The sequence below is a fragment of the Streptomyces sp. NPDC058685 genome (assembly GCF_042714725.1).
Classification (GTDB): Bacteria; Actinomycetota; Actinomycetes; order Streptomycetales; family Streptomycetaceae; genus Streptomyces.
This window is the reverse complement of record NZ_JBHXSL010000006.1, coordinates 127,863-142,100: the sequence shown is the minus strand read 5'-3', so window position 1 is coordinate 142,100 and position 14,238 is coordinate 127,863. Positions and strand designations below refer to the sequence as shown.

Sequence of the window (14,238 nt, the reverse complement as noted above, 5' to 3'; positions counted from 1 at the left end):
CCGGACTCTGCATCGCCCAGCGCATTCCGATGGCCGACACCCTCGTGTACCGGGCGGAGGGGGCAGCCGTCGCCAACGGCACCGATCTCTACGGGTTCACCGTCACCCGCTGGCGTCTGCCGGCCACGTATCCGCCCTTCGCCGCGATCCTCTTCGTACCGACCACCTGGCTGCCCGTCGCCGCGCTCAAGGTGGTCTTCGCCGTCGGCAACGTCCTGCTGCTCGCCCTGCTGGTGCGGCTCTCCTGCCGCTTCGCGGGCCTGCCCGCCCGGACCCCGCTGGTCCTGGCCGCCGTGGCCGCCGGCCTGTGGCTCGAACCCGTCTTCCAGACCGTCCTGTTCGGACAGATCAATCTCGCCCTCGTCTGCCTGCTGCTCTGGGACCTGTCCCGCGACGAGGCGGCCATCGGAAAGGGCTTCGCCATCGGGGTCGCCGCGGGCATCAAGCTCACGCCGCTGGTGTTCGTCGTCCATCTGCTGATCACGGGCCGGATCCGGGCGGGACTGACCGCCCTCGGCTCGTTCGCCGGCACCGTGGCCCTGGGCGCGCTCGTCCTGCCGCAGGCCAGCGCGGACTTCTGGACCCGGCGCATCTTCGAGACGGACCGGGTCGGCAAGGCGTGGATCATCGACAACCAGTCCCTTCAGGGACTGTTCGCCCGGCTGCTGCACACCGGCGAACCGGGAACGGTGTGGCTGCTCGCCGCCGCCGTCACCGCCGTCGCCGGGCTGTGGATCGCCGTCCGCACGGACGGAGCGTGGGGCGTCCTGGCCACCGCGACGACCGCCCTGCTCGTCTCCCCGATCAGCTGGTCGCACCACTGGGTGTGGTGCGTCCCGCTGCTGGCCCTGCTGATCGCGGAGAACCGGATGCGCACGGCCGCGGCGGTCGCCGCCGTCTTCATGGCGCGCACCCTGTGGCTGGTGCCGCACCACGGGGACCTCGACCTGCGGCTGCCCTGGTGGCAGCAGGTACTGGCGTCCCCGTACCCGCTGCTGGGGTTCGCGGTGCTGGCGCTGGCGCGGGGGTGCCGTCAGCGCAGCAGCTCGTCCGCGTCCATGATCCGGTACGCGTAACCCTGTTCGGCCAGGAAGCGCTGGCGGTGCGCCGCGAAGTCCTGGTCGATCGTGTCCCGCGCGACCACCGAGTAGAACCGTGCCTCGTGGCCGTCGGCCTTCGGGCGGAGCACCCGGCCGAGGCGCTGGGCCTCCTCCTGACGGGAGCCGAAGGTGCCCGACACCTGGATGGCGACCGTGGCCTCCGGAAGGTCGATCGAGAAGTTCGCGACCTTCGAGACGACCAGGACGGAGATCTCGCCCTGCCGGAACGCCTCGAACAGCTTCTCCCGCTGGGCGTTCGACGTCTCGCCCTTGATCACGGGCGCGTCCAGGTGCTCGCCGAGCTCGTCGAGCTGGTCGATGTACTGCCCGATCACCAGCGTCTGTTCGCCGCGGTGCTTGGCGACCAGCGCCTCCGTCACCTTCCGCTTGGTCGCGGTGGTGGCGCAGAAGCGGTACTTCTCCTCGGTCTCGGCGGTGGCGTACGCGAGCCGCTCCGAGTCGGTCAGATTGACCCGGACCTCGACACAGTCCGCGGGCGCGATGTAGCCCTGCGCCTCGATCTCCTTCCACGGGGCGTCGAAGCGCTTGGGGCCGATGAGCGAGAACACGTCCGACTCCCGGCCGTCCTCGCGGACGAGCGTCGCGGTCAGACCGAGCCGGCGGCGGGCCTGGAGGTCGGCGGTGAACTTGAAGACCGGCGCGGGCAGCAGATGCACCTCGTCGTAGAGGATCAGGCCCCAGTCGCGGGAGTCGAAGAGCTCCAGGTGGGGGTAGATCCCCTTCCGCCGGGTCGTCAGCACCTGGTAGGTGGCGATGGTGACCGGGCGGATCTCCTTCCTCGTCCCGCTGTACTCGCCGATCTCCTCCTCGGTCAGGCTCGTCCGCTTCACCAGCTCGTGCTTCCACTGGCGGGCGGAGACCGTGTTGGTCACCAGGATCAGCGTGGTCGCCTTGGCCTGCGCCATGGCGCCTGCGCCGACGAGGGTCTTGCCGGCGCCGCAGGGCAGCACGACGACACCCGAGCCGCCGTGCCAGAAGCCCTCGACGGCCTGCTTCTGGTACGGGCGCAGCGCCCAGCCGGTCTCGTCGAGGTCGATGCGGTGCGCCTCGCCGTCGACGTAGCCGGCGTGGTCCTCGGCCGGCCAGCCCAGCTTCAGCAGCGTCTGCTTGATCTGACCCCGCTCGGAGGGGTGCACGGCGACCGTGTCCGGGTCGAGCCGCTCGCCGACCAGCGGCTGGACCTTCTTCGAGCGGAGGATCTCCTCCAGCACCGGCCGGTCACTGCTGGTGAGCACCAGGCCGTGGACGGGGTGCTTGGAGAGGGTGAGCCGGCCGTAGCGGGCCATCGTCTCGGCGACGTCGACGAGCAGCGCGTGCGGGACGGGGTAACGCGAGAACTCGACGAGAGCGTCGACGACCTGTTCGGCGTCGTGTCCCGCGGCCCGCGCGTTCCACAGACCGAGCGGGGTGACCCGGTAGGTGTGGATGTGCTCGGGCGCGCGCTCCAGCTCGGCGAAGGGCGCGATGGCGCGACGGCAGGCGTCCGCCTGCTCGTGGTCCACTTCGAGGAGAAGAGTCTTGTCGCTCTGGACGATGAGGGGTCCGTTCACACCTGCGCCCTTTCGGTAAGCCAAACCTCCAGTGTGCCGTACCGGACGACAGAACTGGCGGGCCTGATCCCGGCGGGCGGGGGCATCAGGGAGCCATGACCGTACAACGGGAAGGCGCCACGCCCGGAAGCGTCGTGGCAGAAGTCTCATGGGGCAGGACCGCCCTCCGCGTTCTGATCATGGTCCTGGGGTTCGTCGCACTGGTCGGCTTCTCCGCCGTGCTGGCCAAACTGACGCTCACCCCGTCGCCGGCCTCGTCGGAGATCGCCGGATCCAATCTGCGGCCCGGGAACTCACTGCGGCAGTACGCCGAGGACTACACGTTCCTCGCGGCCTGCAAGCAGGTCGGCGGCAATCTGGTGCTCGGCGCCCCGTTCGGGCTGATCCTGCCCGTGCTGGTTCCGCGCAAGATGCGCATGGTGCGGGTCGTGGTGCTGACCGCGCTCGTGATGGTGCTCGTGGAGATGGCGCAGGGCGCGATCGTCGAGGGCCGCGCTTTCGACGTCGACGACGTCATCCTCAACACCAGCGGCGCGCTGATCGCCTACCTCCTGGTGGGGCGGAAGATCGGACACCGTTTCCACGCGCTCGCGCGGCCGGGACAGCGGGACCAGGAGCGCGCGGAGCAGGCGGAGGAGCGCCGGCTGGAACGCGGCCGGGAGCGCGAGCGCAAGCGCAAGGCCGCCAGGGCCAAGGCCCGTACCCGTCCGGGCGCCGAGTGGCGTGCCGTGCGGACGCGGGTCGCCGACCGGGTCAGGCGGAGTCGTCGGCGAGTTCCGCGACGCCCGTGATGCGGTGCAGCGGATAGGTGCGGACCTCGTCGGCGGTGTGGTCGTACGCCGTCACGAAGCCGCCCTCGACGCGCACCGGAGCGATCACGCGCTGGCTCGCCGAACCCTCGGCGTTGACGTAGCCGATCCAGATCGCCGAGCCCGTCATCGCCGCGGCCTGCACCGTGGCGAGGGTCTCGGCCGAGGAGGAGCGCGGCAGGCTGCCGTTGGGTGAGGGCTCGGGGGCCGGCTTGCGTTCGACGGTGGCCGCGAGGTCGCCCGCCCGGATCGCCTTCACGGCGGCGCCGAGCAGGGTGGGGTCGGGCACCGGCGGACCGTCGGGGACCGGAGCCGGAGGGGTGCGCGGCGGCGTACGGCGGGCATGCGCCCGGGTGATCAGGACATCACCCTCGGCCGACTCGGCGGCGGGCGCGTACCCCATGGCCCGCAGACCGTCGAGCAGGGCCCCCGGGTCGGCCTGGGCGGCGAGCACGGTCGGCGCGAGGCGTCGCAGCCGCAGGCCCTGGGAGCGCTTGTCGGCCAGGATCTCGTCCAGCAGGGCGTCGTCGTCGCAGCGGACGTAGGCCGAGGCGGCGCCGATCCGCAGATGGCCGTGACGGCGGGCCACGTCGTCGATCAGATACGACAGCGGCTGCGGAACCGGTGTGCGCGAGTGGGTGGCGAGAAACGTGTGCAGGTCGGACGCGGACCGTCCGGCGTCGAGCGCTCGGCGCACCGAGCCGGGCGTGAAGCGGTAGACCGTCGCACCGCCCTTGGACTCCACATCGGCGAGGACGGCGAGCGTCTCCGCGAGCGGCCGCTCCAGCGGGCCGGGGGCCACGGCGGTGAGGTCGGCCTGGAGGAGCACATGGTCCAGCGGCTCGAGCAGCAGCGGCGCGAGCGCGGCTGCGGCGAGGGCGACCGGATCGGGGCCGGCTCCCGTGGTGCGTGAGGCGTCGGGGCCGGGGGTGCGGGCAGCGTCAGGGCCCGTGCCCGAGGGGCCCGACGGGCCGAGCAGCGCGCGGCCGTGCGCCGACAGGGCGCCACGGCCCGTCACACCGAGGGTCTCCGCCTCCGTCAGCGTCCATGCGGCGACCCGCGAGCGCAGATCCACGGAACCGTCCGCGGCGCTGCGGGCGGCGTTGGCGTCCGCGCCGGTCCCGCCCCGCAGCGGGCGCTCCCAGCGCAGCCTGGCGAGCACCGTCTCCGGGTCGGGCGCCGTCCCCGCCGGCAGCACGGCCAGCAGATCGAGGACCCTGCGGCGCACCTCCGCGGCCGCCGAGCGGTCCAGATCGGGACCGAGCGCGGAGAGCGAGCGGCCCTTGGCGTCCTGCCCGCCGATCAGACCGGACGTACGGGTCGCGGTGAGCCAGGCCGATGCCAGCAGCGCCCAGCGCTCGGCCGGGGGCAGGGTGAGCCACTCGTCGTACGCGGGCGTCGGCGCGTACCGCTCGTCGGCCTCGCCGTCCGCCGCCAACAGGCCGGCCGCGTAGGCGAGTTCGATCCAGAAGGCGGCCATCTGCTCGCCGGTGTCCAGCGCGGCAGCGGTCCGCTTGAGGTCGCGTACGGACAGACCGCCGGACCGCATGACGGCAGGTCCGCCCTCGTGCCAGTCCTGAAGCAGGTCCTCGACCGTCGACAGCGCGGTGAAGGCCTGGCCGGCCGCGGTGCTGTCCACAACCTGTGGACGGCCCTGCGTGAGGGACGCGCTCGCCGCGGGCCCCACCGCCGGCGGCACCGGCTCCGGCACCCGGTGCGCCCGGCCGCCCCGCAGATGCAGGGCCACTTCACGCGGCAGCACCACGGTGCGCGGCGAGGCGGGCAGCAGCATGCCGTGGTCGCGCAGCCACTGCACGGGCGGCGCCGGATTCGCCGTCACCTCGCCGTACGGAGGCCCCCACACCAGCCGGTCCAGGACCGTCAGCGCCTCCGACGGCGCGGTGTCCAGCAGCGCGCCCATGCGTCTGCGGTCGGTGAACAGCGAGGTCAGCGAGGCGACCGCGGACACCGGGTCGTGCGTCGTCGGCAGTCCGGCGGCCGCCAGGATGTCCTGGAGACGGCCCGGCGACATCCCCGACGTGGACTCGGCGACGGTCGGGCCGAGGCCGGTCGGCGACGGCCGGGTGGGGGAGGGGGCCAGCAGCTCACGCGCGGTGCGCACCAGCCGCAGCCGGTCGTCGCCGCCCCACACCAGCGCCTGCCCGCGCAGCACACCCAGCGCACGCGGCAGCGCCGCCTCGACGTCCGGGTCGCCCTCGTCACCGGACAGCAGAGCGAGCAGGGTCTCGTACGGGGCCGGGTCGGGGGCCACCGCCAGCGCCTCGGCGGTCTGCAACGCGAACCGGTCCAGACGCTCCAGTGCCCGCACGACCGAGGCGCGGGTGCCGGCACGGGTGGCCAGCTGCGTCACGTCGTTGGGTACGGGGTTCAGCAGATCGGGGCGGGCGCGCAGCAGCGCCGCCAGCTCCTCGTCGTCGCGGGTACGCAGGGCCTCGGCCAGCGTGCGCGGACTGCTGCTTCCTTCGGGCATGGTCCCCATCCGCCCCACGGTAGACCCTGGAGCGCTACCGTCGGGGACAGGGCGGGCCCGGGAAGACAGGGCGGCCCGGCAGGGGAACGTCAGGGGAAACGGCCGTGGGGATCGAGAGCGACCAGCTCGTCTACGACTATCTGAGCCGGGTCGGCGACCTGGCGCAGCAGCAACAGCTGCCGTCCGGCACCCGGATGAAGCTGGTGTCGGCACTGCGCGGCGAGATCGACCGGCAGCGCGCGAAAGCCGTGTCCGACAGCCCGGCGGCCGTGCGCCGCATCCTCGGACGGCTCGGCACACCGGACGAAGTGGTCGCCTCCGCCTCGGACGGTGACGGTCCGGCACAGCCCCCGGCCCCCCGGCACACACCCTCGCGCGCGGCTCCGCCGGAACCTCTGCCCACCGCCGATCTGCCGGCCCAGCGCGTACGCCGCCGGGTCCCCCGGCCGCGCACCGGAACGGCCCGCGAACGGCCCGGGAATCCGCAGCCGTCGGTGGGCGCGTCGCCGCCCCATCTCGCCGGCATGGACGAGCTCGGGCCGTCCGACGGGGTGGACTGGTGGCGGGTCGAGCCCAAGCCGTTCGGTGCGGGCGAGAGCGTCGCCGGCTTCACCGGCGGGGTGGAGATCCCCGAGATACTCAAACCCCCGCCCACCGAGGAGGAGTTGGCGGCGAAGGCCGCCAGGGCCGCCGAGGAGGAGGCCGAGGCGGCGGAGTACGAGAGCGAGGAAGCGGCCGGCGAGGCGACGGAGACCGTCGTCGCGCGCCGCCGGTGGCGGCCCCGGCTGCGACGCCGCGCGGAGGAGGCCGTGCCCCGGGCGGGCTTCGGCAATCCCCTCCTGCTGCTCGCGGCCGCGCTGCTGGTCGCGGGCGCACTCCTCGGCAACTGGCTCGCGCTGGGCCTCGGCTGGCTCCTCGCGTACGGCTCGCGCCGGCTGACACCCGCGGAGGTGAAGACGGCGGTCTTCGGCCTGCCGGGAGCCGCCGTGGCCGGCGGACTGGTCTGGCTCTGGGGCCGGTTCGAGGGCCGCTGGGGCGAGCCGATCCCGGAGAACGGCATGCGCGACGCGCTGGCCGGGACCTGGCCCTGGGTGCTGAAGGGCGCGGCGCTCGCCTCCGCGCTCTATCTGGTGTGGCGGGCGCGGAGGCGGTGAGCCGTGCGGGGTCCGGCGGTGGTCAGGACGTGTGGCCGGTCTGGACCGGACCGGTGCTCTCGGACTGCACCGGGACGCGGTCCCCGGTCCCGGCCGACCACGGACTACCCGGTACCACCAGGGGCGAACCCGTCACCGGGTCCGGGACGACCACCGCCTCCAGGCCGAAGACCTCGCGGACCAGCGCGGCCGTGACGACCTGCGAGGGGTGCCCCTCCGCGACGATCCGGCCCGCCTTCATCGCGACCAGGTGATCGGCGTACCGGGCCGCCTGGTTGAGGTCGTGGAGCACGGCGACGACCGTGCGGCCGCGCTCGTGGTTGAGCCGGCGCATCAGGTCGAGCACCTCCACCTGGTGCGCGATGTCGAGGAACGTCGTCGGTTCGTCGAGCAGCAGCAGATCCGTCTCCTGGGCCAGTGCCATCGCGATCCACACCCGCTGGCGCTGGCCGCCGGAGAGCTCGTCCACGGAACGCTCCGCGAGAGCGGTCACATCGGTGCGGGCCATCGCGTCCGTGACCGCCCGCTCGTCCTCCTGAGACCACTGCTTCCACCACGCCTGGTGGGGCTGGCGGCCGCGCGAGACGAGATCGGCGACGGTGATGGCCTCGGGGGCGACGGGAGACTGCGGCAGCAGTCCGATCGACTGCGCTATCCGCTTCGTCGGGATCCTCGCGAGCTCGTCGCCGTCGAGCAGGACGGCCCCGCCCTTCGGCCTGAGCAGCCGGCCGAGCGCGCGCAGTGTCGTGGACTTGCCACAGGCGTTCGGGCCGACGATCACCGTCACCTTCCCGTCGGGGACGGCCAGGTCGAGATCGTGGACGACCGTGCGGTCCTCGTAGGCGAGCGTCAGCCCGCGCGCGGTGAGCCTGCTCACGACGTTCCTCCAGCGGTACGGCTCCGGACGATGAGCCAGATCAGGTACGGGGCGCCGACGGCGGCCGTCAGCACGCCCACCGGCAGTTCGGTGGGCGCGAGAAGTTTCCGGGCGAGGAGATCGGCGAGTACGACGATCACCGCGCCCATCAGGGCGGAAGAGACCAGCGGGATCTGCGCGGTCCGCGTCATCCGGCGGGCGATCTGCGGCGCGAGCAGGGCCACGAAGTCGACCGGTCCGGCGGCGCCGGTCGCCACGGACGCGAGCACCACACCGACGAGGACGAGCCCGAGACGTACGCGGCCCAGCCGGACGCCCAGCGCGGTCGCGGTGTCGTCGTCCAGAGAGACGGTCCGCTGGGCGCGGGCCGCCCACAGGATCGCCGGTACCAGCGCGAGAAGCAGCCAGCCGAGGGGCGCCGCCTCCTCCCAGCCCCGGCCGTTGAGCGAACCCGTCATCCAGATCTGGGCCTGCTGGGCGACGAGCACGTCGCCCTTCGTCAGGAAGAGCGTGGTGACCGAGCGCAGCGCGATCGCGAAGCCGATGCCGATGAGGACGAAGCGGGTGGCGTGCAGGCCGCCCCGCCAGGCGAAGAGGTAGACGAGCGCGGCGGCCGCGATGCCGCCGGCGACGGAGAGGTAGGGCAGGACGGTGTACGAGGTGAGCCCGAAGGTCATCGCCCCGACCGTGAGAGCGCTCGCGCCCTGGCTGATCCCGATGATGTCCGGGCTGGCGAGCGGGTTGCGGGCGACGGTCTGGATGAGCGCGCCCGCGATACCGAAGGCGGCCCCGACGAGCAGCCCGACGGTCATCCGGGGGAGCCGCAGGGTGCCGACGACCAGTTCGTCCGCGGAGGGCCGGCCGAGGAGCACCCGGACGACCTCGCCGGGCGCGACGAAGCTCTCGCCGACGCAGAGGTAGGCGACGCAGACGGCGGCGAGCACCACGGCGAGAGCGGCGGCGGTGACGGCGGCGCGCCGGTGCAGGAGGTACGAGCCGCGCCCGGCTCGCACCAGGGCGTACCCCGGGGGGCGGACGGTGGTGCTGCTCATGTCGTGGCCCCTGCGCGGTGGGTGGTGCGGGAACAGGCGTGGCGGGTACGGGTGCTGCGGCTGCGGCTGCGGCTGCGGGTGTCGCGGTCACGGGTGCGGTGGCCGGACCGGTCGGCGCCGCCCCGGCGGAAGGCCGCGCTCACGCCGGGACCGCCTTGCGGCGGACCAGGGCGACCAGGAACGGAACGCCGATCAGGGCCGTCATCACACCCGCGGGGATCTCCCCGGGCGGGAACACGATCCGGCCGATCACGTCCGACACCAGCAGCATCACCGGGCCGATCAGCGCCGCCATCGGCAGCAGCCAGCGGTGGTCGCCGCCCACGATCGCGCGGGCGATGTGGGGCACCGCGAGGCCGACGAACGCGATCGGGCCGGCCGCCGCGACCGCCACTCCGGTGAGCACCGTCGCGCCCACCCCGCCCACGATCCGCACGGTCGCCACGTTCTGGCCGAGGCCCTTTGCCACGTCCTCGCCGAGCGCCAGCGCGTCGAGACCCCGCGCCACCGAGACGACCAGCACCGTGCCCACCAGCAGGAACGGCCAGACCTGGCCGACGACTTCCGCGTCACGCCCGGCGACGGAGCCCACCTGCCAGAACCGGAACTCCTCCAGCGTCGCCGCCTTCGTCGTGAGGACCGCCATCGTCACCGACACCAGCAGCGCGTTGACGGCCGCGCCTCCGAGCGCCAGCTTCACGGGCGTCGCGCCGCCCCTGCCTCTCGCGGCGATCGCGTACACCGCGACGGACGCGAGGGCCGCGCCGGCGAAGGCGAACCAGACGTACCCGGTCAGTGTGTGGATCCCGGCGAAGGCGATGGCGAGGACCACGCTCACCGACGCGCCCTGGCTGATGCCGAGGATGCCGGGGTCGGCGATGGGGTTGCGGGTGATGCCCTGGAGGACCGTGCCGGCGAGGGCGAGCGCCGCGCCGACCATCAGGCCGATGAGGGTGCGCGGGACGCGCAGTTCGCGGACGACCTCGGCGGCGTCGCTGTGCCCGCCGTGCAGCAGGGCGTCGAGTACGGCCGTCGGCGCGATCGCACGCGCGCCCACCGCGAGGCTGAGCAGGATCGCGAACAGCAGGGCCGCGACGGCGGCGGCCGTCCAGCCGATGCGGCGGACCGCGAGCGCGCGTCTGGCTGACATGGGGACCAATCGAACGGGACAAGGGGTTGGTAAGGCTTGCCTGAGTCTACGGAAGGGTCCGCGCGGCCCGATGGGCACAATGGTCTTATGGCATCGCACCCCTCACCCGGCCCGTCGCCCGCGTCCCCGGCCCGCCCCGAAGGCCCCCTCACCGTGGGGTTCGATCTCGACATGACGCTGATCGACTCCCGCCCGGGCATCCACGCCGCCTACCGTGCGCTCTCGGCGGAGACCGGGGTGTGGATCGACGCGGACCTCGCCGTCACCCGGCTCGGCCCGCCGCTGGAGCAGGAGTTGGCGCACTGGTTCCCCGACCGGCAGATCCAGGCCATGGGCGACCGGTACCGCGAGCTCTACCCCACGTACGCGATCGGGCCGACCCTCGCCATGCCCGGAGCCCGCGAGGCGGTGACCGCGGTCCAGGAACTCGGCGGCCGCGCGATCGTCGTCACCGCCAAGCACGAGCCGAACGCCAAGCTCCACCTCGCACACCTGGGCATCGAGCCGGACGCGGTGATCGGCTGGCTGTGGGCGGAGGCCAAGGGGGAGGCGCTGCGGGAGCACGGCGCGCGGGTGTACGTCGGCGACCACACGGGCGACGTGCGCGGCGCTCGCACCGCGCGGGCGCTGTCGGTCGCGGTGCCGACGGGTCCGTGCACCGCCGATGAACTGCGGGAAGCCGGCGCGGACGTGGTGCTCGACGACCTCATGACGTTTCCGGCCTGGCTGCGCGACTACGCGGCGGGACGAGCCGCCTGAGGTGTATGCGCCGCCTGTGCCGACCTGGCCGCGCGGCGCTGCACCGCGATGGATCGCAGCACACCGGCGGCGGCGATCAGGAAGCCGACGCCCATCAGCATGCAGACCGCGTACGCGAGCGACGGGAACGGCTCGGTGCCGAGGAACAACGGTGCCACCGTGACCAGTGTGGCGACCGCGCCGACGATGAAGACGATGGCACCGGCACGGACCAGCCCGTCACCGGGGGCGTGAGGAGTAGCAGTCATCCGGCCAGGGTAGTTCCCTGCGCGTAGGAACCGATCGGCGACGTCTTGTCACCGGCCCCTGGACCATTAGCCTTGGGGGTGGCGGGTCAGGCGACCCGCTGTAGTGCTATCCAGAGCCGTTTTTCGGCGCCCATCTTCCGGTGCCCCAGCGCCCCAAGAGTACGAGGACGAGGACAGACGTGCCTACCGGCAAGGTCAAGTGGTTCAACAGCGAGAAGGGCTTCGGCTTTCTCTCCCGCGACGACGGCGGCGACGTCTTCGTGCACTCGTCGGTTCTGCCCGCCGGGGTGGAGGCGCTCAAGCCCGGTCAGCGTGTCGAGTTCGGCGTGGTCGCGGGTCAGCGCGGCGACCAGGCTCTGTCGGTGACGATTCTCGACCCCACCCCGTCCGTGGCGGCGGCACAGCGCCGCAAGCCCGATGAGCTGGCCTCCATCGTCCAGGACCTGACGACGCTGCTGGAGAACATCACGCCGATGCTGGAGCGCGGCCGCTACCCCGACAAGGTGCACGGCAAGAAGATCGCCGGCCTGCTGCGCGCCGTAGCGGACCAGCTGGACGTCTGAGGGCTGTCCTTCGGACCGGGCCGCCGGGCCCGGTCAGTTGTCGACGAAACCCAGCGCATCGCGGCCGAGGGGCGGTACCAGCCCCTCGGCCGCGGCGCGTGTCAGCAGCCCGCGCACCGCGGCGTAGCCGTCCTCGCCGAGGTCGGCGGTGAACTCGTTGACGTAGAGCCCGATGTGCTGATCGGCCACCGCCGGATCCATCTCCTGGGCGTGCTCCAGTACGTAGGTGCGGGAGGCCGCGGGATCGTCCCAGGCCATCCGGACCGACGTACGGATCGACTCGGCCAGCTGCCGCAGGGTCGCGGCGCCCAGCGACCGCTTGGCGATGATCGCGCCCAGCGGGATGGGCAGCCCGGTGGTGGACTCCCAGTGCTCGCCCATGTCGGCGAGGCAGTGCAGCCCGTAGTTCTGGTAGGTGAAGCGCGCCTCGTGGATGACCAGTCCGGCGTCCACCTTGCCGTCGCGCACGGCGGGCATGATCTCGTGGAACGGCATCACGACGACCTCGCCGACGCCTCCCGGCACGAGCTCCGCCGTCCACAGCCGGAACAGCAGATACGCGGTGGAGCGCTCGCTCGGCACCGCGACGGTCTTGCCCCGCAGGTCCACACCCGGCTCGCGGGTCAGCACCAGCGGACCGCAGCCGCGGCCGAGCGCCCCGCCGCAGGGGAGCAGGGTGTACTCGTCGAGCACCCACGGCAGTACGGCGTAGGACACCTTGAGGATGTCGGACTCGCCGCGCTCCGCCATGCCGTTGGTGATGTCGATGTCCGCGAAGGTGACGTCGACGCCGGGCGCGCCCGGCACCCGGCCGTGCGCCCACGCCTCGAAGACGAACGTGTCGTTCGGGCAGGGTGAGTACGCGATCTGCAGGGTCACGGCGACTCCTCGAACAGGGGTGTGAGCAGCTGGAAGGCGTGCCGCAGGGAGTCCAGTGCCTCTTTGATGCGCCAGGCGTCGCGGTCGCGCGGTCCGACGGGGTTGGAGACCGCTCGGATCTCCAGGACGGGCAGAGCGTGGGCGGCGGCGGCCTCGGCGACCCCGAACCCCTCCATCGCCTCGGCGCCGGCGCGGGGGTGACGCGCGGTCAGTTCCTCGGCCCGGCGCGCGGTGCCGGTGACCGTGGAGACGGTGAGCACGGGTGCGACGAGATGCGGCTGCCCGCCGGCCTCCAGCAGCTCGGCGGCCCGGACCGGCAGCCCGGAGGGCGGGAGATGGGTGGTGCGGCCGAATCCGAGTTCGTCGACAGGGAGGTATCCGTCGGGGGTCTCGGCGCCCAGATCGGCGGCGATGATCTCGTCGGCGACGACGACCGTGCCGAGCGGGGCGTGGGGCGGGAAACCTCCGCCGATGCCGGCGGAGACGACGAGGTCGTAGGGCGGGAGGGTGCCGCGAGCGTCAGATGGTGCCTGTGCGGGTCCCGCCGTCAGCGCCTGTGCCTGCTCGTGGGCCGGCGCGGTCAGGGCGGTCGCCGTCGCTGCCGCAGCCGCAGCCGGACCCACGCCGGCCGCGAGGACGTCCACGAGTACGGCCGGGGTCTGCGCGCCGGTCGTGGGGCGCGCGTACCGCGTCAGCGCGTAGCCGCCCGGCAGGGTCCGCGGACTCCCGTCCGCGAAACCCGTGAGGCCGGCGGCGACCGATCCGGCCTCCGCCGCCACCGCGGTCACGACAAGTACGCGCACAGCCTCGCTCCTGGGGTCAGGAGGTCTTCTCGAGCGTGAAGTGCCAGATCCCGACGAGCTTCTTGCCGTCCGTCTCCACGATGCTGACCTGGGCCTTGTTCGTGGTCTCGCCGGTCTGCGAGGCGAAGAACGCGTTGCCGGGGATGGTCCGGTACGTCTTCTTGTACGGCTCCTGCTCGGCCTGCTGGCCGCCGATGAACAGGGTCCAGCCGTTGTCGGCGATCTCGGGGTCGACGCCGAAGCGGACCTTGTCGTCCATCGCGACCTTGACGGTCTTGCCGTCCTTCTTGTTCAGGCAGCCCTGGATCAGGGATTCCTTGATGGCCTCGCCGTCGTTGTAGCAGGCCGCCTCGGTGCTGACCGAGTTCGTCCCGACGGTGACGGTCGCGAGCGGTGTCGGCTTGTCGCAGGCGGAGAGGACGAGGAGCCCGGCGGAGACGGCACCGACGGCGGCAGCAGCACGGCGGCGCTTGCCGGAGAAGAACGCAGCGGTCATGGCCGAAAGGCTATCGGGCCGGGGGCGTGGGTCGGCGCGGGGGTGGCGTGTCGCCCGAATTGCCCGCGGTACGCGCCGCCCGCGATCTCGCCGGTCCCGGCGCACGGGCACGTCCCTCGGCCGTGTCCTCGAACTGTGGGTCCGGGATTCCAGCCTCGCCGGCGTTTGAGGCGCGGGGTTCGGGGCGGAGCCCCGCAGGCACCCGCGCCGCCGGTGGGGGCACGTCCTTCGGCCGTGTCCTCAATCGCCGGACGGGCCGGACGTGCGGGCCCTGAGACGGACGGGC

Annotated in this window: 14 protein-coding genes; 5 read left to right on the top strand and 9 right to left on the bottom strand. The window is 73.0% G+C overall.

Annotated elements, in window-relative coordinates:
• Positions 1-29 precede the first annotated feature (29 nt).
• Positions 30-1,076 (top strand): glycosyltransferase 87 family protein, encoded by a 1,047-nt coding sequence (locus tag ACFWU3_RS07735; RefSeq protein WP_384433063.1) that lies wholly within the window; start codon positions 30-32, stop codon positions 1,074-1,076.
• Here ACFWU3_RS07735 and ACFWU3_RS07730 read toward each other — a convergent pair.
• Positions 1,034-2,671 (bottom strand): DNA repair helicase XPB, encoded by a 1,638-nt coding sequence (locus ACFWU3_RS07730; RefSeq protein ID WP_313945637.1) that lies wholly within the window; start codon positions 2,669-2,671, stop codon positions 1,034-1,036. The two genes, ACFWU3_RS07735 and ACFWU3_RS07730, sit on opposite strands and share 43 nt — an antisense overlap.
• Positions 2,672-2,766: 95 nt before the next feature.
• On the opposite strand from ACFWU3_RS07730, the gene ACFWU3_RS07725 reads away from it, so the two are divergent.
• Positions 2,767-3,462, top strand: coding sequence for a VanZ family protein (locus ACFWU3_RS07725; RefSeq protein ID WP_384432721.1), 696 nt, complete (start codon positions 2,767-2,769; stop codon positions 3,460-3,462).
• Here ACFWU3_RS07725 and ACFWU3_RS07720 read toward each other — a convergent pair.
• On the bottom strand, positions 3,425-5,971 hold the full coding sequence (locus ACFWU3_RS07720; RefSeq protein WP_384433060.1) for a helicase C-terminal domain-containing protein: 2,547 nt from the start codon (positions 5,969-5,971) through the stop codon (positions 3,425-3,427). The genes ACFWU3_RS07725 and ACFWU3_RS07720 overlap by 38 nt on opposite strands.
• Positions 5,972-6,075: 104 nt before the next feature.
• Here ACFWU3_RS07720 and ACFWU3_RS07715 point away from each other — a divergent pair, with 104 nt between their 5' ends.
• Positions 6,076-7,125, top strand: a complete 1,050-nt coding sequence (locus ACFWU3_RS07715; RefSeq protein ID WP_384432718.1) for a hypothetical protein — start codon at positions 6,076-6,078, stop codon at positions 7,123-7,125.
• A gap of 22 nt (positions 7,126-7,147) precedes the next feature.
• Here the strand turns inward: ACFWU3_RS07715 and ACFWU3_RS07710 are convergent, their stop codons facing one another.
• The 3 genes from ACFWU3_RS07710 to ACFWU3_RS07700 form a co-directional block, all read right to left on the bottom strand.
• Positions 7,148-8,002 (bottom strand): ABC transporter ATP-binding protein, encoded by an 855-nt coding sequence (locus ACFWU3_RS07710; protein WP_384432715.1) that lies wholly within the window; start codon positions 8,000-8,002, stop codon positions 7,148-7,150.
• Complete coding sequence (locus ACFWU3_RS07705) at positions 7,999-9,054, bottom strand: FecCD family ABC transporter permease (RefSeq protein WP_384432712.1); 1,056 nt, start codon at positions 9,052-9,054, stop codon at positions 7,999-8,001. Before ACFWU3_RS07705 ends, ACFWU3_RS07710 begins: the two co-directional genes overlap by 4 nt.
• A gap of 139 nt (positions 9,055-9,193) precedes the next feature.
• Positions 9,194-10,204: a FecCD family ABC transporter permease gene (locus tag ACFWU3_RS07700; protein WP_384432709.1), complete on the bottom strand. Its 1,011-nt coding sequence runs from the start codon at positions 10,202-10,204 to the stop codon at positions 9,194-9,196.
• 87 nt (positions 10,205-10,291) lie between these two features.
• Between ACFWU3_RS07700 and ACFWU3_RS07695 the strand changes: the two genes are divergently transcribed.
• Positions 10,292-10,963, top strand: coding sequence for an HAD family hydrolase (locus tag ACFWU3_RS07695; protein WP_384432706.1), 672 nt, complete (start codon positions 10,292-10,294; stop codon positions 10,961-10,963).
• On the opposite strand, the gene ACFWU3_RS07690 is transcribed toward ACFWU3_RS07695, so the two are convergent.
• Positions 10,939-11,211, bottom strand: a complete 273-nt coding sequence (locus ACFWU3_RS07690; RefSeq protein ID WP_384432703.1) for a hypothetical protein — start codon at positions 11,209-11,211, stop codon at positions 10,939-10,941. The two genes, ACFWU3_RS07695 and ACFWU3_RS07690, sit on opposite strands and share 25 nt — an antisense overlap.
• Before the next feature lie 179 nt (positions 11,212-11,390).
• On the opposite strand from ACFWU3_RS07690, the gene ACFWU3_RS07685 reads away from it, so the two are divergent.
• On the top strand, positions 11,391-11,774 hold the full coding sequence (locus ACFWU3_RS07685; RefSeq protein ID WP_313945645.1) for a cold-shock protein: 384 nt from the start codon (positions 11,391-11,393) through the stop codon (positions 11,772-11,774).
• Between the two features lie 33 nt (positions 11,775-11,807).
• Here ACFWU3_RS07685 and ACFWU3_RS07680 read toward each other — a convergent pair whose 3' ends face one another.
• Genes ACFWU3_RS07680 through ACFWU3_RS07670 form a run of 3 tightly spaced genes read right to left on the bottom strand, consistent with a single transcriptional unit; the run spans position 11,808 to position 13,952 of the window.
• Positions 11,808-12,653, bottom strand: coding sequence for a 1,4-dihydroxy-6-naphthoate synthase (locus tag ACFWU3_RS07680; protein ID WP_384432700.1), 846 nt, complete (start codon positions 12,651-12,653; stop codon positions 11,808-11,810).
• Positions 12,650-13,456: a futalosine hydrolase gene (locus ACFWU3_RS07675; RefSeq protein ID WP_384432697.1), complete on the bottom strand. Its 807-nt coding sequence runs from the start codon at positions 13,454-13,456 to the stop codon at positions 12,650-12,652. Before ACFWU3_RS07675 ends, ACFWU3_RS07680 begins: the two co-directional genes overlap by 4 nt.
• Before the next feature lie 16 nt (positions 13,457-13,472).
• On the bottom strand, positions 13,473-13,952 hold the full coding sequence (locus ACFWU3_RS07670; RefSeq protein WP_384432694.1) for a DUF2771 domain-containing protein: 480 nt from the start codon (positions 13,950-13,952) through the stop codon (positions 13,473-13,475).
• Positions 13,953-14,238: the final 286 nt, after the last annotated feature.